This is a genomic window from Streptococcus suis (assembly GCF_046032515.1).
Lineage (GTDB): Bacteria > Bacillota > Bacilli > Lactobacillales > Streptococcaceae > Streptococcus > Streptococcus suis_AL.
This window is the reverse complement of record NZ_JARQPJ010000014.1, coordinates 35,094-58,699: the sequence shown is the minus strand read 5'-3', so window position 1 is coordinate 58,699 and position 23,606 is coordinate 35,094. Positions and strand designations below refer to the sequence as shown.

At 41.6% G+C, this 23,606-nt stretch carries 21 protein-coding genes and 1 other RNA gene; 4 read left to right on the top strand and 18 right to left on the bottom strand.

Annotated features, from left to right (window positions below; genetic code table 11):
* Positions 1-65 precede the first annotated feature (65 nt).
* The 8 genes from pknB to P7J49_RS07500 all read right to left on the bottom strand — a co-directional run bounded on the left by pknB (position 66) and on the right by P7J49_RS07500 (position 10,379).
* Positions 66-2,060: a Stk1 family PASTA domain-containing Ser/Thr kinase gene (gene pknB / locus P7J49_RS07535; RefSeq protein WP_408570319.1), complete on the bottom strand. Its 1,995-nt coding sequence runs from the start codon at positions 2,058-2,060 to the stop codon at positions 66-68.
* Positions 2,060-2,797 carry a Stp1/IreP family PP2C-type Ser/Thr phosphatase gene (locus P7J49_RS07530; protein ID WP_408570318.1) on the bottom strand — a complete coding sequence of 246 codons (738 nt, stop codon included), beginning with the start codon at positions 2,795-2,797 and terminating at the stop codon, positions 2,060-2,062. The genes pknB and P7J49_RS07530 overlap by 1 nt, the downstream gene beginning before the upstream one ends.
* A 37-nt stretch (positions 2,798-2,834) precedes the next feature.
* Positions 2,835-4,148 (bottom strand): 16S rRNA (cytosine(967)-C(5))-methyltransferase RsmB, encoded by a 1,314-nt coding sequence (rsmB, locus tag P7J49_RS07525; RefSeq protein ID WP_408570317.1) that lies wholly within the window; start codon positions 4,146-4,148, stop codon positions 2,835-2,837.
* Positions 4,138-5,073 (bottom strand): methionyl-tRNA formyltransferase, encoded by a 936-nt coding sequence (gene fmt, locus P7J49_RS07520; RefSeq protein WP_408570316.1) that lies wholly within the window; start codon positions 5,071-5,073, stop codon positions 4,138-4,140. The genes rsmB and fmt overlap by 11 nt, the downstream gene beginning before the upstream one ends.
* Before the next feature lie 130 nt (positions 5,074-5,203).
* Positions 5,204-7,594 carry a primosomal protein N' gene (locus P7J49_RS07515; RefSeq protein WP_408570315.1) on the bottom strand — a complete coding sequence of 797 codons (2,391 nt, stop codon included), beginning with the start codon at positions 7,592-7,594 and terminating at the stop codon, positions 5,204-5,206.
* Positions 7,595-7,678: 84 nt separating this feature from the next.
* A complete protein-coding gene (gene rpoZ / locus P7J49_RS07510; protein WP_004195201.1) occupies positions 7,679-7,993 on the bottom strand; it encodes a DNA-directed RNA polymerase subunit omega in 315 nt (104 codons plus the stop codon).
* Positions 7,994-8,025: 32 nt separating this feature from the next.
* The gene (gene gmk, locus P7J49_RS07505; RefSeq protein ID WP_024377213.1) at positions 8,026-8,646 is read right to left on the bottom strand and encodes a guanylate kinase; all 621 of its coding nucleotides are present in this window, start codon (positions 8,644-8,646) and stop codon (positions 8,026-8,028) included.
* Positions 8,647-8,765: 119 nt separating this feature from the next.
* Positions 8,766-10,379 carry a ribonuclease Y gene (locus P7J49_RS07500; RefSeq protein WP_408570314.1) on the bottom strand — a complete coding sequence of 538 codons (1,614 nt, stop codon included), beginning with the start codon at positions 10,377-10,379 and terminating at the stop codon, positions 8,766-8,768.
* A 129-nt stretch (positions 10,380-10,508) separates the two neighbouring features.
* Here P7J49_RS07500 and P7J49_RS07495 point away from each other — a divergent pair, with 129 nt between their 5' ends.
* Entirely contained in the window at positions 10,509-10,991 is a 483-nt protein-coding gene (locus P7J49_RS07495; protein WP_029186807.1) for an S-ribosylhomocysteine lyase, read from the top strand.
* A gap of 219 nt (positions 10,992-11,210) precedes the next feature.
* Here the strand turns inward: P7J49_RS07495 and P7J49_RS07490 are convergent, their stop codons facing one another.
* From P7J49_RS07490 to P7J49_RS07470, 5 genes are all read right to left on the bottom strand, one after another.
* Positions 11,211-12,665 (bottom strand): cell division site-positioning protein MapZ family protein, encoded by a 1,455-nt coding sequence (locus P7J49_RS07490; protein WP_029186808.1) that lies wholly within the window; start codon positions 12,663-12,665, stop codon positions 11,211-11,213.
* A 9-nt stretch (positions 12,666-12,674) separates the two neighbouring features.
* Entirely contained in the window at positions 12,675-13,841 is a 1,167-nt protein-coding gene (locus P7J49_RS07485; RefSeq protein ID WP_024377209.1) for a class I SAM-dependent RNA methyltransferase, read from the bottom strand.
* Between the two features lie 53 nt (positions 13,842-13,894).
* Positions 13,895-14,259, bottom strand: an RNA gene (gene rnpB / locus P7J49_RS07480) — RNase P RNA component class B.
* Positions 14,260-14,397: 138 nt separating this feature from the next.
* Entirely contained in the window at positions 14,398-14,733 is a 336-nt protein-coding gene (gene gpsB / locus P7J49_RS07475; RefSeq protein ID WP_044673778.1) for a cell division regulator GpsB, read from the bottom strand.
* A gap of 70 nt (positions 14,734-14,803) precedes the next feature.
* Positions 14,804-15,343, bottom strand: coding sequence for a DUF1273 domain-containing protein (locus P7J49_RS07470; protein ID WP_408570313.1), 540 nt, complete (start codon positions 15,341-15,343; stop codon positions 14,804-14,806).
* Positions 15,344-15,408: 65 nt separating this feature from the next.
* Here P7J49_RS07470 and recU point away from each other — a divergent pair, with 65 nt between their 5' ends.
* Genes recU through rsmG form a run of 3 tightly spaced genes read left to right on the top strand, consistent with a single transcriptional unit; the run spans position 15,409 to position 18,953 of the window.
* Entirely contained in the window at positions 15,409-16,026 is a 618-nt protein-coding gene (recU, locus tag P7J49_RS07465) for a Holliday junction resolvase RecU (RefSeq protein ID WP_004194173.1), read from the top strand.
* Positions 16,007-18,181: a penicillin-binding protein PBP1A gene (gene pbp1a, locus P7J49_RS07460; protein ID WP_408570312.1), complete on the top strand. Its 2,175-nt coding sequence runs from the start codon at positions 16,007-16,009 to the stop codon at positions 18,179-18,181. The genes recU and pbp1a overlap by 20 nt, the downstream gene beginning before the upstream one ends.
* A gap of 58 nt (positions 18,182-18,239) precedes the next feature.
* A complete protein-coding gene (gene rsmG / locus P7J49_RS07455; protein ID WP_099832567.1) occupies positions 18,240-18,953 on the top strand; it encodes a 16S rRNA (guanine(527)-N(7))-methyltransferase RsmG in 714 nt (237 codons plus the stop codon).
* 41 nt (positions 18,954-18,994) lie between these two features.
* On the opposite strand, the gene P7J49_RS07450 is transcribed toward rsmG, so the two are convergent.
* From P7J49_RS07450 to P7J49_RS07430, 5 genes are all read right to left on the bottom strand, one after another.
* Positions 18,995-19,198 (bottom strand): cold-shock protein, encoded by a 204-nt coding sequence (locus tag P7J49_RS07450; RefSeq protein ID WP_004195223.1) that lies wholly within the window; start codon positions 19,196-19,198, stop codon positions 18,995-18,997.
* A gap of 159 nt (positions 19,199-19,357) precedes the next feature.
* A complete protein-coding gene (locus P7J49_RS07445; protein WP_024398636.1) occupies positions 19,358-20,191 on the bottom strand; it encodes an energy-coupling factor transporter transmembrane component T family protein in 834 nt (277 codons plus the stop codon).
* Positions 20,188-21,861, bottom strand: coding sequence for an ABC transporter ATP-binding protein (locus P7J49_RS07440; protein WP_408570310.1), 1,674 nt, complete (start codon positions 21,859-21,861; stop codon positions 20,188-20,190). The genes P7J49_RS07445 and P7J49_RS07440 overlap by 4 nt, the downstream gene beginning before the upstream one ends.
* A gap of 106 nt (positions 21,862-21,967) precedes the next feature.
* A complete protein-coding gene (locus P7J49_RS07435) occupies positions 21,968-22,099 on the bottom strand; it encodes a hypothetical protein (RefSeq protein WP_408570308.1) in 132 nt (43 codons plus the stop codon).
* A gap of 446 nt (positions 22,100-22,545) precedes the next feature.
* Positions 22,546-23,529, bottom strand: a complete 984-nt coding sequence (locus tag P7J49_RS07430) for a rhodanese-related sulfurtransferase (protein WP_408570306.1) — start codon at positions 23,527-23,529, stop codon at positions 22,546-22,548.
* Positions 23,530-23,606 lie beyond the last annotated feature (77 nt).

The window sequence follows — 23,606 nt, the reverse complement described above, 5'->3', positions numbered from 1 at the left end:
CGCTCACAAGCTACGCTCTCTAATCAAGAGAAAAAGGTCCGGCATCTGCCCAACCTTATTCATCTTTATTGTCCACTATCTGTTGAAGTACTTGTACTCGTGGAACTTCCTGTTGAGGAATCGCTACCGGCGCCGGTTGATGCAACGGAGACATACAAGGTAACTGTTCCATCAATTGTTGCGCCAGCAGTAGGATATTGTCCAATGACGATATCACTTGTCGTTGAATAATAGCTTCTATCTTCTTGTTTTTCAATACTTTCCACATTGACACCCAGTGCTTGTAATTGACTACGTGCCTGTGAATAGGTGTACTTGCCAGATGTTAAATCAGGCATAATCAATTCTTTTCCTTTTGAAATAACTAGATTGATGATAGAACCTTTTGTCAACTCTGTATTGGCAACGGGATCTGTACTGATAACTTGACCCGCAGTAACAGATGAGCTGTATTCCTGAGTAATAGTTCCAATACTGAAGCCTGCTGTCTGAAGAATTTGAGTAGCATTCTCCTGAGTTTTTCCAACAACGTTTGGAACAACTTGTGGCGCTACTCCTTTGGAAACGTAAAGGGTAATTTTTGCCCCCTTCTCAGCAGAACTATTTGCTCCTGGATCTGTTTTGATGACGAGACCTTGGGCAACTTTTTCGCTATATTCTTCTTTTGTTGTCACTTGGAAACCAAGAACCTCCAATTCCTGCCGTGCAGTATCAGAATCCTTATCTGTCACATCTGGAATAGATACCATCGCAGCCGTTGCTACTACAATATCAATCTTACTTCCTTGACGTCTGGTCGTCTTTGCAGCCGGGGAGGTCCGTATTACCAAGCCTTCATCTACAGTCGCTGTCGCTTCTTCTGTGATGTTTCCAACTTTCAATCCTGCCACTTCAATCATTTCTGTAGCTTTTTCAACGGTTTGACCAGATACGTCAGGGACGGTAACTGTTCGTGGAGTGTTGAAAAATATGAGTCCAGCCGCTATGACTGTTAACAAAATAGCCCCTATCAAGACTTTGTAGCGTGTACGCATACCTGACCTTGGTTTTGAAACAGGCTTATTTCCCGACTTCGCCACTTCTTTCTTACCAGACCCCTTATCCGTCGCAGAAGTTTGGGCAGAACTGTTTGTATGCGGTACTTTCGTTTCAACATTGGCCTGGGAGAGTTTTGGCAAGGTTTTTGGATCAACCTTGTTCCCTTCTAGTTCAACCCTGGGTTCATTCCGACGATCCATGGATAGGGCCGAAGCTAAATCTGCATACATTTCTGCAACCGACTTATAGCGCTCGTTTAATTTTTTAGCCGTTGCTTTTAGTACAACATTTTCTAAAGCCTGAGGTACGTTGGCATTCTCTTCTCTAACAGATGGGAGAGGTTTTTGGAAATGCTGAAGAGCGATTGTCACAGCACTATCTCCATCATAGGGAATGCGACCCGTCAACATTTCAAAAAGGATGATTCCCATCGCATAAATGTCACTTTGAATGGTCGCTTTCGAACCACGCGCCTGCTCAGGTGAAAGATAGTGAACAGAACCCAACATGGAGTTGGTTTGTGTCAAACTCGTTTCAGCAAAGGCAACTGCAATACCAAAGTCTGTTACTTTAGCGACTCCATTGGAAGTCAAAAGAACGTTCTGAGGTTTCAAATCTCGATGGACAATTCCTCTCGTGTGCGCCATTCGCATAGCAAGGAGAATCTGTCCCATAATTCGCACCGCAACATCGTTGGAGAGTGGTGCATTTTCTTTTATATAACGTTTTAAATCGAGGCCATTGACATATTCCATAGCCAGATACTGTTGACCATCTTCTTCACCGATGTCCGAAATACGAACGATATTGGGATGGTCAAGTTCTGCCATGGCACGCGCTTCACGTTGAAAACGCTGGATAGCAATTTGATCTGTCTGATAGTTGGTCCGAAGAACTTTAACAGCAACCTCTTCTCCATCTAAAATCAAATCTCTTGCTAGGTAAACATCTGCCATACCGCCTCGACCAATTTGCCGAACGATTCGATACCGACCGGCAAAGATCTTACCGATTTGAATCATTACCTAGCCTCCTCCGTAATGTGAAGCAAACCTACTGTAATATTATCTAGACCGCCTGCATTATTGGCAAAACGTACAAGTGTTTCTACCTTGCTTTCAATTGAAACATCACTCAATACAATATCACGAATGTCCTCGGTTGGTACCATATTGGTTAAGCCATCGCTGTTAATAAGGACATAATCTCCAACCTCAAGAGTTTTCAAAGCAATGTCTGGTTCAATTGGTTCGGCTTGTCCGATGGACTGCGTTACAATATTTTTTTGAGGATGGCGCTGTGCTTCTTCTTCTGTGAGCTGACCAGCTCGAACAAGGGCACCTACCAGCGAATGGTCGTTGGTTAGACGTGTATATTCGCCATCTCTAATCAATCCAACTCGTGAATCTCCGACATGGGCATAGATCATTTGGTTGTCGATGACAACAACTGCTTCAAGAGTTGTTCCCATCCCCTTGTATTCTTCTGTCTGTCCAAGTTCATGAATCTTTTGGTTTTCAGCGTCAATGTTGGCAACCATCCACTCACGAACTTCGTTTAAAGTCACTAATTGGGTATCAACCCAAGCAGCCCCTAAATCTGTCGCTGCCATCTCACTGGCAATGTGGCCCGCACGATGACCACCCATTCCATCAGCCAATACGACTAAATCAATACCTGCTCTGTTTTTATAGCGGTTAATATAATCTTGGTTGTTTGAACGTTTTTGTCCAACATCAGTTAATAATGCAATTTCCATACTTTTTTCGTTGCTAAGCAACTTCCTCCTCTTACTTCTAAAATTTTCTTCTAAATTGACCGATGAAAAATCCATCTGTTTGGTATTGTTCCGGTGTAATCAACAAGCAACCATCCACCATAATATCTGTTTTGGGATGGTCCAGCATGACCTGTTCAAAATTAGGATGCTGGTTTAAAAATTCTTGAATAACCTCTTGGTTTTCCTTTTTAATAATAGTACAGGTGCTATAAGTTATTATACCACCGATTTTCAGGCTTTGGCAAACACTGTCCAATATCTGTAGCTGAATAGCTTTTAGAGAATCAAAGTCCATCGATGCCTTGTTATATCGAATATCTGGCTTACGGCGGATGAGTCCAATACCTGAACAAGGGGCATCTACCAATATCTTATCAAAGGTAGCTGGACCAAATTCCTCATGAACGCGACTGGCATCCTGACGTTTGGTCTCAATCTTATCTGCTAGACCTAAGCGAGTGGCATTTTCCTCAATGAGGGTGAGTTTATGATCATACAAATCCAATGCAAGAATTTTTCCATCCGTAAGATAGCTTGCCATATGACAGGTCTTTCCACCCGGAGCTGCACAAGCATCCAAGATGATTTCATCCCCTTGAATATCCAAAGTTGGCGCCACTAATTGACTGGTTTCGTCTTGAATAGTGATAAGCCCTTCCTTGAAATAATCTGTCCCCGCAAAGTGTCCATGAGATTTAACCAACCCAACTGGTGATAACTGCGAGTGTTGGGCATCTAGTTCCTCTGCCAATTGCTCCACTCGTTGACTATCTGTCACACGAACGCTGGCCTTATTCCGATCATGTAAGCTTTGGAAAATCTTCTCTGCACGTTCATCACCATATTCTGCAATCAAGGTTTGGACCAACCAAACTGGCACAGAATACTGAACGGATAGACGTTTGTTCTTTCGTTTGATTTCTGCAGGATTGGGCAAGGTCGATTGGCTCATTTTACGCAAAATAGCGTTGACAAACTTGTCAGTACCAGGCTTTCGCTTGGCAATATTAACTGCCTCATTGACAACTGCGTGGGGTGGTAACTTGTCCAAATATACCAACTGGTAGAGGCTCAACATGAGGAGATAGTAGACCCAAGTGTCCAACTTTTCTCTGTCTTCAATGAAATGGGCCAAATACCACTCTAGGGTAATTTTACGAGAAACCGTCCCATAAACCAACTCGGTCGCCAAGCCCTTGTCCTGTGCTGATAAACGAGAAGATTCTAGAGCCTTATTGAGAGCGATGTTCGAGTAAGCACCTTGATCAAAGACGCCTTCCAGTACAGATAAGGCTAGACTTCTGGCTGTTTCATGTTTATTAACCACCAAATTGTTCTCCTACTGCAATATCTCGACCTGCTCCATTCAAAAAGTCTGCAATGGTCATTTTTGGCTTACCAGCTGGCTGGACAGTTTTCAGAGAAAGGGCTCCCTGACCTGTCGCAATGATCAATTCTTTCTTGCTTCGAGCAATAACCCGACCAACTGGTCCTTCACCTTCTGCTTCTACAGCTTCTTGAATTTTAAAACGTTCCCCTTGCCAATAGGTGTGGGCAACGGGCCACGGGTACATACCGCGAATGTGGTTAAATAGTTGACGGGCTGACTTATTCCAATCCAGTACCTCTTCTTCTGGCTGGATATTTGGTGAGAAGGTTACCTGTGCTGGATTTTGAGCGACTGGTTTCAAGTCACCAGCAATATAGGCTGGCAAGGTTTGCAATAGCAAATCCCGTCCAACAACAGCCAACTTTTCAAATAAGGTACCAACATTATCCGTTTCTTCAATAGCAATGCTATCGCTGGAAATCATGTCACCAGCATCCATTTCCTTAACCATTTCCATGATGGTTACGCCGGCACGTTCATCACCGTTAATCAAAGCGTAATGGATAGGGGCACCACCACGGTATTTAGGAAGAAGAGAAGCATGAACATTGACTGCAAAGTCAACTGAGTTCAATAATTTGGTTGGTAGGAATTGCCCAAAAGCTGCCGTCACAATCCCATCTGCTCCTAAATTCATCAGCTCATCCATTTCTTGACTTCCTGATAACTTTTCCGGTTGATAGACTGGTAAACGGTGTTCCAAAGCCACTTCTTTCACAGGTGTCATTTGAATGACTTTTTTTCGTCCAACAGCTCGGTCAGGCTGGGTAACAACAGCTAAGATTTCATACTGATCATCCGCCAAAAGACCTTTTAAGACTGTCGCAGAAAATGCTGGTGTTCCCATAAAAATCAACTTTGTCATCTTTGCTTTCTCATCTCCTTTACATTACATCGTTCGTACTTATTCTATTATCCCTTAATTATACCATTTTTGCTTATTTTTTCCTTAATTAAAGGTTTTTAAAACAAAAAATGCAAGGTCAATAGTGACCTCACATCATATTCTGCGGTTCGTTGTCAATAATCAGCCGCAAATCTTGATTTTCTCTCTCCTGCGTCCAATCCAAAATCTGATTCAATACCTCTTCCAAACGGTCTTCATGCCGATATTTCAAGATGATCTGGTAGTGGTAGAGATTATGGGTTCTGGCAATAGGCTTGGGCGTCGGTCCCAGGATTTGAATTGCATCTGTTAAGTGTTGACGGAGAAAGGCTACAGTTTCATAGGCTTTTTTCACGACAAATTCTTCCGACTTGTGCGAAAAGGTTAGACCAACTGTAAAATAGTAAGGTGGATAACCAAGATTTTTCCGAATTCCCATCTCATAATGATAGAAACCTTCATAGTCCTGCTCTTTGGCAAAGGCAATAGCATAGTGGTTTGGGTTGTAGGTCTGAATTAAGACCTCCCCTTCCTTATCTGCCCGACCAGCCCGACCAGCTACCTGAGTTAGCAACTGGAAAGTCCGCTCAGAAGACCGAAAATCAGGCAAATTCAGAGCCGTATCCGCATTGAGCACGCCAACTAGGGTCACATTTGGAAAATCCAAGCCTTTGGCAATCATCTGAGTTCCCAGAAGAATATCCGCTTCGCCTCGACCAAACCGTTCGAGCAAGTCCTCATGAGCACCTTTTTTCTTGGTAGTATCCACATCCATACGCAAAATTCTAGCTTCTGGCAAGAGCTCCTGCAATTCATCGTAGGCCTTTTGCGTACCCGTCCCATAATAACGAATAGAACGACTTTGACAGTTTGGACAGGTCTGAGGAATCCCCTTTTGAAAACCACAATAATGGCAATTCATGGTTTTTGTATCCATGTGAAGCGTTAGGGAAATATCACAGTTTGGACACTGGTCCACACTCCCACAATCACGACACATGACAAAAGAAGAATAACCACGCCTATTCAACATAAGAACGACCTGTTCCTTACGAGCCAGCTTTTCTCTAATCTTCTCAATCAAAACAGGGGTGAAATTACTAGCTTCCTGCTGACCGATGTAATCTCGGAAATCCACAACTTCCACTTCTGGAATACGAGCCAAGGAATTGGCCCTCTGGTTAAGAGTCAGTCTTCCATAGACTCCGCGACTAGCCCGAGCCCGTGTTTCAAGACTCGGCGTAGCAGACCCCAAGACCAGAGTCGCTCGATTATAATCTGCCCGCAACTTTGCCACATCACGCGCATGATAGCGTGGATTACTGTCCTGCTTGTAGGTCGCCTCATGCTCCTCATCAATGATGATAACACCCAAGTTTGTCAAAGGGGCAAAAATGGCCGAACGGGCCCCGACAACCACCTGGGCATTTCCCGCCTCAATCTTCCGCCACTCATCGTACTTCTCTCCGTCAGACAATCCAGAATGGAGAATGGCAACCTGCTGACCAAAACGAGAAATAAAACGATTGGTCATCTGAGGGGTCAAGGAAATTTCAGGCACCAACATTATAGCCGTTTTCCCCATTTTCAAGACCCTATCAATAACCTGCAGATAAACCTCCGTCTTCCCAGATCCTGTCACCCCTTGTAGTAGAAAGGTTTGGCTTTCCTGACCGATAGAGGCCACAATCTCCCGAACCGCAATCGCCTGCTCTGGATTCAGTTCCAAGGCCTGCGTTTTTTCTACCTTATCAAAAACACCCTGAGTCCGCGACACTTCCTCTTCCCAGACTTCTATATAGCCTTTTTCTTGGAAATAGCGGAGCGTATCAGCTGAATAATCCGATTTTAGGTTTGAAAGGAGCTGGTCTTCAGGATGAGTCAAAAGAAATTCTCTTAATTGCTGCCGTTTTTTAGCCCGATTGCTGATGTCTGCTTCTCGTAATTTCTCCAAACAAACTCGGTACCATTTTTCTGTCTTGATTTGCTTTTTATCCTTGGCCACATAGTCTACCAAGATTTTTCCTGACTGGGCCAGACGCATGATTTTCCCTTGCTCTGTCACGTCCAAGTCAGAAAAACGAATCTGCTCCTTATCACCAAACAGACTAATCTGCTCTGCCATTTCCAAACCAAGCCCTGGACGGAGCAATTTGTCATAGGTCGAATTGAGCAGGCTTGGCAACATGGATTTTAAGAGGGTAATTTTATAGGAGAAGACCGACTTTCTCATCTGGTCAGCTAACCAAAATTGCTCTTGATTGAGAACAGGACTATAGTCCAAGACTTCCGCAACCTCTTTCAAATCCTGCAAATCAAGCCTATCATCTTCATCAATCAAGTCAACTACAATCCCTTGAATCAGCCGATTTCCCTTACCAAAGGGTACATGGACACGCACGCCAACCATAAGTCCCTCTTCCAAGTCAGCTGGTACTTGATAGGAATAGGCCTGATCGGTCTGCATCAAGGGGACGTCTACAATAACCTGTGCTAACATACTTCCTTCCTCCTTTCTGTCAAAACTTTCATCATTCCGTAAGTGAAAAGAAACCCGGATGGTAATCCCAACCGAGTCTTGTTTCTAAATCTTTTCGCCTTCTTCTTTTTCTTTAGCGATTTGTTCTTTGATTTTCTTCTCTTCTTCTTCCGCCAAACGCTTCGCTTCTTCCGCACGGCGACGAACTGCCTCACGTTTTGCTTCTGGGTCTGGGTGGATGACTACATTGCCAGATTCAATTTCTTCCAAGGCACGAAGGGTTGATTTTACTGAAGTAAATTCTTGAGTTGGCTTTGCACCTGCTTCCAATTCATGGGCACGTTTTGCCTCAAGAATAACCAAGGAATACTTAGATGGTACCTTGTCCAACAAGGTATCGATAGATGGTTTCAACATCATAGTTCTATTCTCTACTTTCTGTTAAGGTTCTGTTACTTGTTCACATCACGAATCATTTCGTCATAACGACCGATTACGCGATCGACACGGAAATGCTCTGCTTCGATAATTCGTTTGACACGTTCAGCTGCCAAAGGAACTTTATCATTGACAACCGCATAGTCATACTCACGCATCAAGGCAATCTCTTCCTTGGCACGTTCGATACGTTGCGCAATGACTTCCTCACTGTCTGTCCCACGACCAACCAAGCGATCTTGCAACTCCTCCAAGTCAGGTGGTGTCAAGAAAATAAACACCCCATCTGGAACCTTTTTCTTCACTTGGAGGGCACCCTGTACTTCAATTTCTAAAAAGACATCAATTCCCTTATCAAGAGTTTCATTGACATAGGTCAGAGGTGTTCCATAGTAATTTCCAACGTACTCTGCATATTCCAACATCTGACCCTGGCGAATCAAATCTTCAAATTCCTCACGACTACGGAAGAAATAGTCAACACCATCAACTTCTCCCGGTCTCTGTGGACGTGTCGTCATGGATACAGAATATTCAAATTTATTATCAGAGCTTTCAAAAATTTCCTTTCGAACTGTTCCTTTTCCAACACCAGATGGGCCAGAAAAGACAATGAGTAAGCCTCGCTCTTTCATGATATCTCCTTTTAAATCTTTCATTCTAGTGTAACAAAATTTAGCATGAATTTCAACTGATTTTAAATGAGCAGGGTATTTTTTCAAGCAGAAAGGGAGCTGATTGGGCTCCCTCCGCATTATTTAGCAATATCTGTCGCTCTTGTTTCACGAATGACAGTGATCTTGATATTTCCTGGATAATCCAGATTATTTTCAATTTTCTCACGAACATCATGGGCCAAGATGGTAATCTGATCATCAGTGACCTTGTTAGGATGAACGATAATCCGAATTTCACGACCAGCCTGAATAGCATAGGATTGTTTAATCCCTTCAAAACTGTTAGCGATTTCTTCCAAGTCTTGCAGACGTTTGATGTAAGCTTCCATAGATTCACGACGCGAACCTGGACGAGCAGCGCTCAGAGCATCTGCCGCAGCCACAATAACTGCAATAGTACTTGTCGCTTCTACATCGCCATGGTGACTAGCAATCGCATTGATAACAATTGGATTCTCTTTATATTTCTTAGCCAATTCTGTACCGATTTCAACGTGGCTTCCATCCACCTCACGGTCAATAGCTTTACCAACGTCATGTAGGAAACCAGCTCGCCGTGCCAAATTCACATTCTCGCCCAATTCAGCAGCAAGTACACCTGCTAATTTAGCAACTTCGATTGAGTGGCGAAGAACATTTTGTCCATAAGAGGTACGGAAATGCAAACGTCCCATGATTTTAATCAAGTCTGGATGAAGGTTTGGTGCCCCAACTTCATAAGCAGCAGCTTCCCCATACTCACGAATACGATTATCCATCTCTACACGGTGTTTCTCAACCAACTCCTCAATACGAGCTGGATGAATACGACCATCTTGAAGCAAGGTCTCCATGGTCATACGGGCAATCTCACGGCGAATCGGATCAAAACCTGATAGAACAACCACTTCGGGTGTATCATCAATGATAACATCGATACCTGTGAGACTTTCAAAGGTACGAATATTTCGACCCTCACGTCCAATAATCCGTCCCTTCATCGCATCATCCGGTAAATGAACCGATGTAATCGTCTGCTCAGCCACATATTCACCTGATATACGTTGCATCGCTTGGGCTAACAAGTCCTTTGCCATCTTGTCAGAACGTTCTTTTACTTCACGCTCTGCTTCCTTGATACGAGTCGCAATTTCATGCGTCAGTTTATCACGTGTATCGGTAAGGATGATTTCCTTCGCCTCTTCTTGACTGAGGGCCGCCACTCGTTCTAACTCCAAAGCTTTTTGTTCTTCGAGTTTTACAACTTCTTGTTCACGCTCATCAATGTGCTTAGCTTTATCGGTCAGACTTTGTTCCTTTTGTTCCAAAGTCTTTTCCTTGTTGGTCAAATTGTCGTCTTTGCGGTCCAAGCTGGTCGCCCGCTCTGTCAAGCGTGATTCGATTTGCTTCAACTCTTGACGTTCTGACTTAAATTCTTCTGCAATTTCTTCTCGGTACTTACGAGCTTCTTCCTTAGCTTCCAAGAGTAATTCTTTTTTCAAGGTCTGGCGATCGCGCTCAGCTGTTTTTAGAATAACCTCAGCTTGCTCTTCTGCTCGACCACGAACATTACTAGCTTCTTGTTCTGCGTTTAAAAGTGTCAATTCTGCAGTTTCTTTTGCAGATTTCATCTTCAAAGAAATGGCAAAGTAACCTAATACTAAACCAATGAGAGCAGAAACAAGTGTCACTACTACTGTAATGATGTTCATATTTCTACCTCTTTTTTTATAATTCGATTTTCACAAAATCTGTATCTATTCTATCATATTTGAAACGATTTCACAATTCCAAATTGTCAAATATGGTATAATAAATTCATCACTTATTTGGAGGAAACCATGAAAAAAGAAGTCACTGTCGAAAGCTTCGAGCTAGACCACACTATTGTAAAAGCACCTTACATCCGCTTAATTTCTGAAGAAGTCGGACCCAAAGGAGACATTATTACAAACTTTGATATTCGCCTTATCCAACCCAACGAAAATGCAATGGATACAGCTGGTCTACATACCATCGAGCATCTATTAGCTAAACTAATTCGCCAGCGCATCGATGGGCTAATCGACTGCTCTCCTTTCGGGTGTCGGACAGGTTTCCACATGATTATGTGGGGAAAACAAGACTCTGAAAAGATTGCTCGAGTCATCAAGTCGAGTTTGGAAGAAATTGCAGAAGGTATCACTTGGGAGGATGTTCCTGGGACAACCATTGAATCATGCGGCAACTACAAAGACCACAGCCTTCATTCAGCTAAAGAATGGGCAAAACTAATCCTTTCTCAAGGAATCTCTACCGATGCCTTTGAAAGAAAACCAATCTAACAAAAAAGCGGATAAACCGCTCCGAACGTAGACAAACTCCTAAAAATATAAAAAATTGAAGAAGTTTGCGAAAGATAGCAAGTCATTAAACTCTTAGAAACATTGATATTTCGGCGTTTCTGAGAGTTTTTTATTTTCAACATAAAGAAAAAAAGATTGAAGAAAATTGTCCAAAATGGACTTTTTCTTCAATCCGAAGCGACTAAACCGCTTTTTTGTTTAATAATCCAAGGCATCAGAATGACCAGCACCATTGCCGACAAAGTAGCCTGTCTTACAATTTATAGAGAACAAGTAGGTCCCATCTGGTTTAAACATATTGTAGTAGCCATTGCCGTTGATAATATTAACTTTTTCCAAGATATATTGATTGCCTGTTATATACCCACGTTGTTGCGAGATAGTCACAATATTTTCAAGAATACCTGGATTGAAATTCCATGCTTCATTGTTTACATCATCAATCATTGCTTGATTATAAGGAACACGACTGCGGTCACGTTGCAAGACGACACCAGCTGGCACGGCAATACCAAAGTCGGTTGTTGAGCCTGAAACCGTTGTTGAAGCGACTTCTGTTGTCGCTGGTACACCAGTAGATACAGTTTCATCAGCACCTTGGTTGCTTGTGACTGCAGCCTCACTTGCTACCGTAGCCGAAGCGACTTCCTGTTGTGAACGACCAAAATTCACGACTGATGCTAATAGACTGTCAACTGCACTAATCCCTGTCGTTGTCGCAGAAAGAGATTCTCCTGATTTAACCGTCGCCGTTGTATCAATTTCACCATTAACAACGACTTCTTTATCAAACTGACCATTAATGGCCTGAATGGCTGCAATGGCTTTTTCAAGATGATCATACTGTTCTTTAGCTTTGGTATAACCGTCCGAATTCTTATCCAATTTTTCCAACAGCACTTTCAGTTCTGCTAATTTACCAAATTCTGAATTTTTTAGCTTGGTCAAACTACTATCCGTAAAGAAACTATTATAGAGCTGTTCAAAAGCGGTCACATTCGCATCTGTCGAACTTGATGCTGTCGATGACGTCTGGCTTGTACTTGTTGAACTTGAAGAAGTCGCAGTATTCGATTTGTTAACCGAATTCATCCAAACCAGGGCCGTCGCCATTACACCAATCATTGAAAGCCCTACTGCTGACCAGAAGTAAAATTTCTTTTTTTGGTCCCTATCTGCGCCCTCACTATGGTCCAAGTCTTCGGCCTCATCTTCTTCCAATTCTAAACTAGAATCATCTGCCATTGGAGATAACCCCTCCATTGCTACAGTACTTGCAATCACTGTTTCTTCCAAGGTTTCCATCGGAGTTACCGAAAGTTCTTCTACAATAGGAGCAATCTCCTCACTAACTTCCGTAAGAGAAGACTCATTTGCTTCTACCTCTTCCGCGCTTTCATGTCCTTGATTTTTTTCCTCATCAGCCACCTCAACTAAAGGAAGAAGATTGATTTTGGTTTCAAATTTTTGAGATTCAATTTCTGCGCGGTGTTGCTTGATATAACGATCCAAGAGACCATCATCTTCTGTCACACCCGCTTCAATTTCCTTATGTTTTTTGACTGCTTCTTCGATTGTTAAATCTTTCGCCACTTCAAAATCTAAAACTTTCTCCTCATCCAAAGGAAGATGATGACTATTTTTTTCTCCCACGATGTCCTCCTATCCTTGCACTTCTTGCACTTGACGTTTCACTCGTTGACCAAAAAATTGATAAAGATCCACTTTTAGGGTACCATTATACAGTTTGCGTTTCTTATCCGCTTGCTGTCCAAAACGGGTTTCAAACAACTCATCACTAGTTAGAATAAACTTAGACCATGTTTTGAGTGGTTCAAAAGTCTGCCCCATTTCTCGATACAGGGTAACAATGGCTTCATCATCCAACAAACGTTCTCCGTAAGGTGGATTAGAAATAATGACACCATTAATTTTATCTGTACGCAAGTCTTGCACACGCATTTGCTTGAAAACAATATCCTGCTCAACTCCTGCCGCAAATGCATTCTTCTTCGCAATTTCAATCATACGAGCATCAATATCTGATCCAGCAATATCTAATACCAAATCTGCCTTGATAGAAGCTTGCGCTTCTTTGCGTAATGCAGCCACCAATTGATCCTCAACCCACGGCCATTCCTCAAATGCAAAACTTCTCTTCAAACCTGGAGCTATATTTTTTGCCAACATAGCCGCCTCAATACAGAAAGTTCCCGAGCCGCAAGTAGGGTCAATAAGCGGTTTATCTGGATACCAATTCGATAATTGCAAAATAGCAGCTGCCATATTTTCTTTGATTGGTGCGCCACCTTTTTCCACCCGATAACCACGTTTGAACAAACTAGAACCTGTCGTATCAATCATGACTGTCGCCACATCTTTCAAAATCGACACTTCAATTTTAAACTCTGCCCCCATCTCTTGCAAGGGAACCCCTTCGGGACGAGAGAAGTGTTTCTGCAGTTTCTTTACAACTGCTTTCTTAGAAATAGCCTGCACACTTGGTTCATTATGCAATTTCGATTTGACACATTTGGCCTTGGAAATAGGGAACTTACAGCCTAGAGGCAAGTAATTTTCCCAGTCCAAGTTAAAAACTCCTTGGAACAACTCTTCAAAAGTCTTTGCTGGAAATTGTCCAACAATGATTTTAATTCTATCTGCTGAACGCAACCAGATATTGGTTTCGATAATGGATTTTACATCTCCTTGGAATCGAACACGGCCATTTTCCACTTGACATTCATAGCCAAGATTACGAATTTCTCGACCCACAACCGCTTCCAGACCTGCTGCTGCCGTTGCAATCAACTCAAATTGTTTTTTCATTTTTTTCCTCTACAATAAAAGCTAGCAGAGCTAGCTACCTATTTTATGCAATTTTCTGTAAGCCATGTTTTGTTCCGGTGGTACTAGGTTCTACCACCTTCGATAACCATCTGTCTACTGTCTAAACAGTCAGGATTTCTGTTCATTTCCATCCATCCCATGCCCCGACCAAAGTTTGGGTTGCTAGCTTGAGGGGTTTACCGCGTTCCATTTTTTACGTTTCCATAAAAACTTCGTCACTGTGGCACTTTCAGATCTACTCTGGCATATCAAAAGACTTAGCCATTTTAACCGCCGTAACGCCCAAGGGCGTCCCTAGGCTTATTGATTCGCCTAGCACAAACACTACTGGCATCTCAGCCAGTGCTAGCATGGACTTTCCTCATGGTAGAAAACTACCACGCGATTATCCAAAAATTGCACCTTAATTATCTTAGAAGTTGTATCTACAAAGCAAGCCACTTTAAATCAAGGAATATCTTTGACAAAAATACAGGATGTATTTGTGCACAAGAAAATAACTGTGAATAAAGTGTCAGTTTAGGTGTATAATTTTCTATTCTTGATCCTGAACGATTTGTTTTCCAAATACTTCTTTCTCCAGACGATTCAGACGGCGGAGAATATCAAAGTTTGTCGCTGAAGATGGACGTTCTGTACGCAATACGTCGTTCGATTCTTCAGTAGGAAGAGTTGTTTTGGAAGAATTTGCTGCCTGCGCTTTCAATCGAGCAATTTCGCCTTTTAATTCCTTGATAATCGCTTCATAAGCATCATAGTCTTTCATAATATCATCAAGAAAATCGTTCACTTCATCTTGATCATAGCCACGAAAACCAATTTTAAAATCTTGCTCGAAAATATCTTTTGTCGTAAATTTAATACTTGCCATCTCTCTCTCCCTAATCTAAAACGTCACTGCTCCTATTATATTAAAAAAAATAGGGAAAAATCAAGTCAAATCACTCAGAATTTGAAAAATTTTCAGCCTCCTCATTCAATTCCTCGAAGGTAAGCGTTTTTCTATTATATCCTTCTTTCTTTAAGACCATGTGATATAAATATTTCAAATTGGTTTCATTTTCAGAATCGTAAAATAAATAACAACCTGTCGTATTATCCAGTAAAAACTGGTTATAGTCTCTAAATTGCCCTGGGTTTTCATAGCGTGGATAGGCATACTTTACAAAATCAACCTGCTTAAACCGTGCTAACTTTGCTTGGTTAGCCTCATTCCACTGTTCGCCATGATTTTCAAATGGAAATATTATTGCAATACTCAGTTGATACCCTTCGGCTCGTAAATCTTCTAAGACTTCTAAGGACCAGTATTCAAATCCCAATTGACCTGTCAGTATAAACCAACTAACTCCCTCTTCTAAAAAACGAATAAAACTCCTACGAATTGCAGATTTAATAATGTGCAGTCGAGGATCTTTTTCTGAAAAAATTCCCAGGTCTGTATGTCTATAACCTGTTACCAAAAGGCTCTTAGTATCCATTTCTTGTACTCTTTTCGCTAATTATGGTATAATATGCTGATATTATTTTATCAAGAAGGAGTTCTATGGTCAATTATCCTCATAAGGTGTCAAAAAAAATCAATAGAACCAGTCCTATTTCATCCCAGCGAGTAAACTTTGCTAATCGCGGAATGTCTTTTGAGGCCGCTATCAACGATAGCAATCAATATTACCTTGCGCACGACATTGCTGTCATTCACAAGAAGCCAACTCCCGTGCAAATTGTAAAAGTTGATTACCCCAAACGGAGCCGTGCTAAGATTGTCGAGGCATACTTTCGACAGGCATCTACAACAGACTACTCTGGTGTTTTTAAAAGACATTATATTGATTTTGAAGCGAAAGAGACACGCCAAAAAGCATCCATGCCCATGAAAAATTTTCATGCGCATCAGATCGAACACATGAAACAGGTTGTAAAACAAGGTGGCATTTGTTTTGTCCTTCTTCACTTTTCAACATTAAAAGAAACCTATCTCTTGCCAGCCACTCATTTGATCGAATTTTATCAAGTAGACATGGGTAGTAAGTCGATGCCTCTAACCTTTATTCGACAATACGGCTTTGAGATTCAAATGGGGCGTTTCCCCAGCATCCCATATCTGGAAATCGTTGAAAAAAATCTATTAGGTGGTGAATCTTTTGAAAACTACAACAATTAAAAAAGCTCTTCTAATCACTGCAAATATGTTACTTGCGGGGGCTATCATTGCCTGCCTGGCCGGAGCTGCATTGGTTGTTTACTACATCCAAAGCGCTCCAGAATTGACAGAAGAATCTTTGACAGCAACTGTGTCAAGTAAAATTTACGATAAGAACGGAAATCTTATTGCAGATTTAGGAGCAGAAAAACGTTCGAGTGCTAAGACTGAGGAAATTCCAACAGACTTGGTAAATGCGATTGTCGCAATCGAAGACCAACGCTTCTTCAATCATAGAGGGGTTGACGTGATTCGTATTGCGGGTTCCCTGATTAATAACTTGAGCGGAGGACGTTTGCAGGGTGGCTCGACACTTGACCAACAGCTTATCAAGCTGACTTATTTCTCGACATCCGTAGAAGATCAAAATCTAAAACGGAAAATTCAAGAGGCTTGGCTGGCTACTCAATTGGAACGCCGCAATACCAAACAAGAGATTTTGACCTACTACATCAACAAGGTGTATATGTCAAATGGTAACTACGGTATGAAGACTGCTGCTCTTGCTTTTTATGGAAAAGAGTTAAAAGATTTGACTCTTCCTCAATTAGCTCTTTTAGCAGGAATGCCCCAAGCGCCAAACCAATATGATCCTTATACCAATCCAGAAGATGCAAAAACACGTCGCGATTTGGTATTGGCTGAGATGCTGGAAGAAAAGTACATTGATAATACCCAGTATGAACAAGCTGTTCTAACACCTGTAACAGATGGTTTGCAACCATTATCTAATGCAGCTGCTTATCCTGCTTATATGGACAACTATCTGAAACAAGTCGTTGAAGAAGTTGAAGCCAAAACAGGTTACAACTTGCTGACAACAGGGATGGATGTCTATACGAACGTCGATCCTGCCGCCCAGCAACAACTTTGGAATATCTACAATACAGATATGTATGTCAGCTATCCAGATGATTTATTACAGGTAGCTTCAACGGTTGTGGATGTTTCTAATGGTAAAGTCGTTGCGCAATTAGGTGGTCGTAAACAAGAAACAAACGTCTCATTTGGTACCAACCAAGCCGTTGAAACCAACCGAGACTTTGGTTCTACAATGAAGCCAATCACTGACTATGCTCCTGCTTTTGAAAACGGCATTTATACATCTACAGCAGATTTAATCTTAGATGGTCCTTATAATTACCCTGGTACAACAACTCCTGTCAATAACTGGGATAAACAATACTATGGTAATATCTCTGTTAAGACTGCTATTCAGTATTCTCGAAATGTTACAGCCGTTAAAGCATTGGAAGCTACAGGCTTAGAAAATGCCTTGAAATTTTTGAATAGCGTTGGTATCAATTACCCAGATATTCATTACTCTAATGCTATTTCAAGTAATACATCCGACACTGGTAGCCAGTATGGGGCAAGTAGTGAAAAGATGGCTGCTGCCTACGCCGCTTTTGCCAATGGCGGCACATACTACGCTCCGCAGTATGTCAATAAAATTGTCTTTAGTGACGGAACAGTAACAGAATACGCTCCTCAAGGGACCAAAGTCATGTCTGCCGAAACAGCCTACATGATGACCGATATGATGAAGGCTGTTATGTCTTCCGGTTATGGATTAAACGCTTCTGTTAGTGGAGTTCCTATGGCAGGTAAAACAGGTACATCAAACTATACCGATAGCGAAACGGATACTATTCTAGCTTCAATTCCAGAAGCAAATTATAGCTACATGGTCGTTCCTGATGAAAACTTTGTTGGATATTCTAGTCAGTATGCAATGGCTGTTTGGACCGGATATACCAATCGTATGACTCCTATCCTTGATAGTAGCATGCGAATTGCAACAGATGTCTACCACAATATGATGCTCTTTATGCATTCGGACTATACTGCTACCGATTGGGAGTTGCCAAGCGGACTCGTACGTTACGGTTCCAACTACTATCTCAGAGGTAGTCGCTCACTCTCCAATGCTTATAACACGTACACTAGCTCTAGTACAAGTTCTTCTAGTTCGACTGAAACTAGTGAAACAACCGAAGCGACGACAACATCAAGCGAAACATCATCTGGAACTGCAACCGAGACTGCAACTTCTTCAGCTGAAACTGCAACAACAGGAAACAATCCTGCGACGGGACAGACAGATGGTCAATAAGAAAATTCCCAGACTCTTCTGGGTTTTTCTTTTGCTTAAATTATGATAAGATAAGATTATGAAACCTGAAGTATTTTATAAAACCTTGGCAGACCAAGGTATTCAATTAACTGACCAACAAAAACACCAATTTCATCGCTATTTCCAACTATTAGTGGAATGGAATGAAAAAATCAACCTGACAGCTATTACCGAGGAAAGCGAAGTCTATCTGAAGCATTTCTACGATTCTATCGCTCCAATCCTGCAAGGCCATATTCAGAACGAACCTCTTCGGCTTTTAGATATTGGAGCTGGAGCTGGATTTCCTAGCCTACCTATGAAGATTATCTTTCCGCAACTAGATGTTACCATCATTGATTCTCTTAATAAACGAATTAACTTTTTACATTTGCTTGCCGAAGAACTAGAGCTCGAAGGTGTTCATTTCTATCATGGTCGTGCAGAAGACTTTGCACAAGATAAGAACTTTCGTGCACAATTTGACCTTGTCACGGCACGCGCAGTTGCCCGCATGCAGATTCTTTCTGAATTGACTATCCCTTATTTGAAGCTCAACGGAAAATTAATCGCACTCAAGGCGTCCAGCGCAGAAGATGAATTGACCCAGGCAAAAAACGCACTCAATCTCCTCTTCGCAAAAGTCATCGAAAACCACGACTATACTCTTCCAAATGGCGACCCTCGAACATTGACCATCGTCGAAAAGAAAAAGGAAACTCCAAATAAGTTTCCACGCAAAGCTGGTATACCAAATAAAAGACCCCTTTAAACATAAGAAAAGCGAGTTTCACTAAGAAACCCGCTCTTTTATTATCCAATTTTTGTAATATTGGTTGCTTGAAGACCACGTTGGCCTTGCTCCACTTCAAATGTCACTTTTTGACCATCTTCCAAAGATTTAAAACCATTAGACTGAATTTCAGAAAAGTGTGCAAATACATCTGGACCGTTTTCTTGAGCAATAAAACCAAATCCCTTTTCTGCATTAAACCATTTAACTGTACCTTGTACCATTTGTGTTACCTCTTTTTTATTTATTTGTAAAACTTATCAAGAGGAAAAACAAAAGATGAAACTGATACTTAAACTCTAAACTTATTTACATTCTCTACTGTAACAGTATATTTCATATATGTCAACGATAAAGGGTTGATCGCCCAATAAATTCAATAATCATCGCCACGGATTATAGAATCGCCCCTGATTAACAAAAAATAGATAGATTGTCACGACTACTAGAGCAAGAATAAATAGCAAGACAGCGTAATCTATTCTCTGTAGAGGCTGTTGGGTATACCATGTTCTTTTTTTATTCTTTCCAAAACGCCGCAATTCCATAGCTGTTGAAATCGTATCAATCCTCTCCAAGGAGCTGAAAATCAGAGGAATGACAAGGGATAGATTCCCTTTTATACGATCCATCACTTTTCCTTTTCTGGACAATTCCAAACCACGCGCTTCTTGAGACATTCGAATCGTATAAAACTCTTCTTGAATATCTGGAATATAACGCATGGTCAAACTGACTGCGTAAGCAACTTTGTAGGATACCCCAATTTGATTCAAGCTGGAAGCAAACTGGCTAGGATGAGTGGTCATGAGAAAGATAATCGCTAAAGGAACTGTACAAAAATACTTCAAGAGAAGATTCACCAGATAAAATGCTTGCTGACTCGTCAAGGAATAAACTCCCAGACCTGATAGCAAGGGAGTGTCTGCTCCGTAAAGTTCCACTCCATACCGTGGTGCAAACAAGTGAACCATCAGGGCATTCATTGCAGCAAAAATGATCGTCAGAATTAAAACAAGAGAGATTTCTTTATAACGAATCCCTGACATTTTGAACAAGGCTAGAGAAAATACTGCGATAAAAAGAATCAAGCGGGTATCGTAAGTAATCATAGCAAGAATGGAAACTATGAGAAAAAAGAGTAATTTACTGACAGCCGATAAACTATGAATCAAGCCAGTTCCTGGATGGTAACCAATTAGTTTTTGTTGACTCATCTTCCTCTCCTTTCTTCCTGCATATAAAACGTCGTTAATTCTAAGGGATTAACTCCCACCCTCTCCGCCAAGTGAAAAATTGATGTTTCTTTTAAATTGGCTCGCTCAATCACCGTATCATCAGATAAAATTTCTGCTGGACTGGCATCTTCAATAATCTGCCCATCCACCACAACAACAGCTCTATCTGAATAATCTAGCATGAGTTGCATGTCATGGGTAATCATGACAATGGTGTGCCCTTGGGCATTTAATTGATCCAAAAACTCCATCATTTCCCGATAATGTCGTTGATCTTGTCCTGCTGTTGGTTCATCTAGCAAAATAATTTCTGGATTGAGAACCAAGATAGATGCTATCGTTACCCGTTTTTTCTGCCCATACGAAAGTGCCGAAATCGGCCAATTACGAAACGAATACAGGCCACATACTTTCAAGATATGGTGAACTCGGTGTTCGATTTCTTCTTCTGTCACCCCTCGCATACGCAAACCAAGGGCAACCTCATCAAAAATCATCGTTTGGCTAATCATTTGGTTGGGATTCTGAAGAACATAACCAATCCGTTCTGCTCGCTCTTTGACAGAATCTTCTTTGATCGACTGCCCCTTCCAGAGAATCTCACCCTCACCCTGAATAAAACCACAAAGCACCTTGGCTAAAGTAGATTTCCCAGCACCATTTTTTCCAACAATAGCTAGACGTTCCCCCTTATGAATCGTCAGTTGAATATCTGTAAGAACTTGTTTGTTAGGATAGGAAAAATGAAGATGCTTAACTTCTAACAAAGCCTCTTTCTCTCCATTTTCAAAGTGTAGAGTCGGTAGGGATGCTATATTCAAAGCCTCAATATCAATTTCCCAAACTGAGGAGAGGCGTTCTGCCTGCGCAATCGGATATCCTAAGGCGCGAAGAGTCGATAGATATAAGGGTTCACGGATGCCGTTTTCCTGTAACAATGAGGTACGTAATAAATCATCAGGTCCTCCATTGAACAAAATCCGACCGTCATTAATCAATACAACTCGGTCCACCTGACGATACAGTACGTCCTCTAAACGGTGTTCGATAATAATGGTTGTGGTCCCTTCTTGCTTGTGCAGACGGTCAATCAAATCAATCGTATCTTGGCCCGATTTGGGGTCTAAATTAGCAAGTGGCTCATCAAACAACAAAATAGGACTCTCATCAATAAGAACTCCGCCCAGACTGACATGTTGCTTTTGACCTCCAGATAAATCTTGTGGTCGATGTGCTAGTAAATCGGTCAAAGACAGTCTTTCTGCCCAATCTCCTACTTTTTGCTTCATCACCACCTGGTTTTCCATATCGTTTTCCAAAGCAAAAGCTAGGTCCTCGGCAACTGATAAGCCAATGAATTGACCATCTGTATCTTGAAGAACCGTTGATACGAGCAAGGACTTATCATAAATTGAAAGATTAAAAGCTTCCTGACCATCCAATAGTAAACTTCCGCTATGTTCTCCCTTGTAAATATTGGGAATAATACCATTAAGACATTGTCCAATCGTCGACTTTCCTGAACCAGATGGACCAATAATCAGAACTTTCTCTCCCTGATAAATCGTTAACTGAATATCTTTTAAAGTGGGTTCCTGTTGCGCTTGGTATTTAAATGTAAAATCTTTAAACTCAATGATTTTTTTCATAAGACTATTATAGCGTAAATTGACTCTGAAAAAAAGGAAGAATCATCAGTTTCTCCCTTTTCAAATAAGTTCATCTATGATTCTAGAGCAGATGAATTCTAACTTCCTACATCACAATCATATTAAAATGATGCCCATCAAGGTCTGTAAAACTTGCTCCATAAAAGCCAGGGGCATCTGTCGGGCGACCTGTAATTTGCCCGTCATTTGCTTCAACACGCTCGATAATTCTATCCACTTCTTCCCTACTCGCCACATTAAGCGAAATCAAGACTTCATTGCCACTCGCTACTACCTGAAATGGTACGCGTTGAGCAAAGCTATAGCCTGCATCAAAATCAAGTTGCCACCCTCAGGCAAAGTCGCAGACTTAATATCTCCAAACATCGCAACTGCAAAGCCGATTGCCTCATAAAACCGACCAGCTATTCGAGGTCTGCTACTGCTAATACTCAATGAAAATCAAAAGTGACCTAGGAAACGAAGCGAAGATAGAACTGAAGTTCATCAAAGCAAGTTGACAACGGATAATTTTATTTTCGAAGGGGATAAGTTCATCCAAAATGACTTCATCTCCTTCTCTTTTCTAATTGATAGGCTTCGTATAGAATGGACTGAAAAAATATAAAGAATTCTGATTGCACAAAAAAATTGCACTGATTTTTCAATGCAATTTTGGTATTACTAAGCATTTGCTGGAGTAAGAGTTTCCCCAATCGCTTCCAAGCGTTCTACCCATTCTTGACGAGTCAAGCCGTTTTCAGAGATGTAACGGTTGCGCTCATGAGCACGACATTCAGCTGAACAGCCACGAACATACTTGTGCTCATTCTCTTCTGATGTCAAAATACGACGGTTACAGAATGGATTGCCACAGTTGACATAGCGCTCACATGGTGTGCCATCGAACCAGTCCTTACCAACGACAACTGGGTCTACATGGTTAACATCGACCGCGATACGCTCGTCAAAGACATACATCTTCCCATCCCACAATTCGCCACGAACTTCTGGGTCTTTACCATAGGTTGCGATACCACCGTGGAGCTGGCCAACGTCCTTGTAGCCTTCACGAACCATCCAGCCTGAGAATTTCTCACAGCGAACACCACCAGTACAGTAAACAACCACGCGCTTGTCCATGAATTTCTCTTTGTTATCACGGACCCATTGTGGCAATTCACGGAAGTTGCGGATGTCTGGACGGATGGCACCACGGAAATGCCCAAGGTCGTACTCGTAGTCATTACGTGTATCCAAAACAACTGTATCTTCGTCCAAGAGAGCTTCTTTGAACTCTTTTGGTGACAAGTAGGCACCTGTGGTTACAAGTGGATCAATGTCACTGTCGAAGTCATTGTCTTCCAAACCAAGGTGGACAATTTCTTTTTTATAACGAACAAACATCTTCTTAAAAGCTTGCTCATTTTCTTCGTCAATTTTAAACCACAAATCGCTGAACAATGGGTTGGCATGAACATAGTCCATGTACTTTTGAGTTGTTTCATAGTCACCAGAAACAGTACCGTTGATTCCCTCATCAGCAATCAAAATACGTCCTTTGAGTCCGATAGACTTACAGAAAGCTAGATGCTCAGCAGCATAGGCTTCCGCATTTTCAATTGGGACATATTTATAATAAAGTAATACACGAATGTCTTTTGACATGATTTCTCCTTCTCAATCTTTGCAATAGATGATAAAACTCTGTCATTTCTAATAAATGATACCTTACGATTATATCG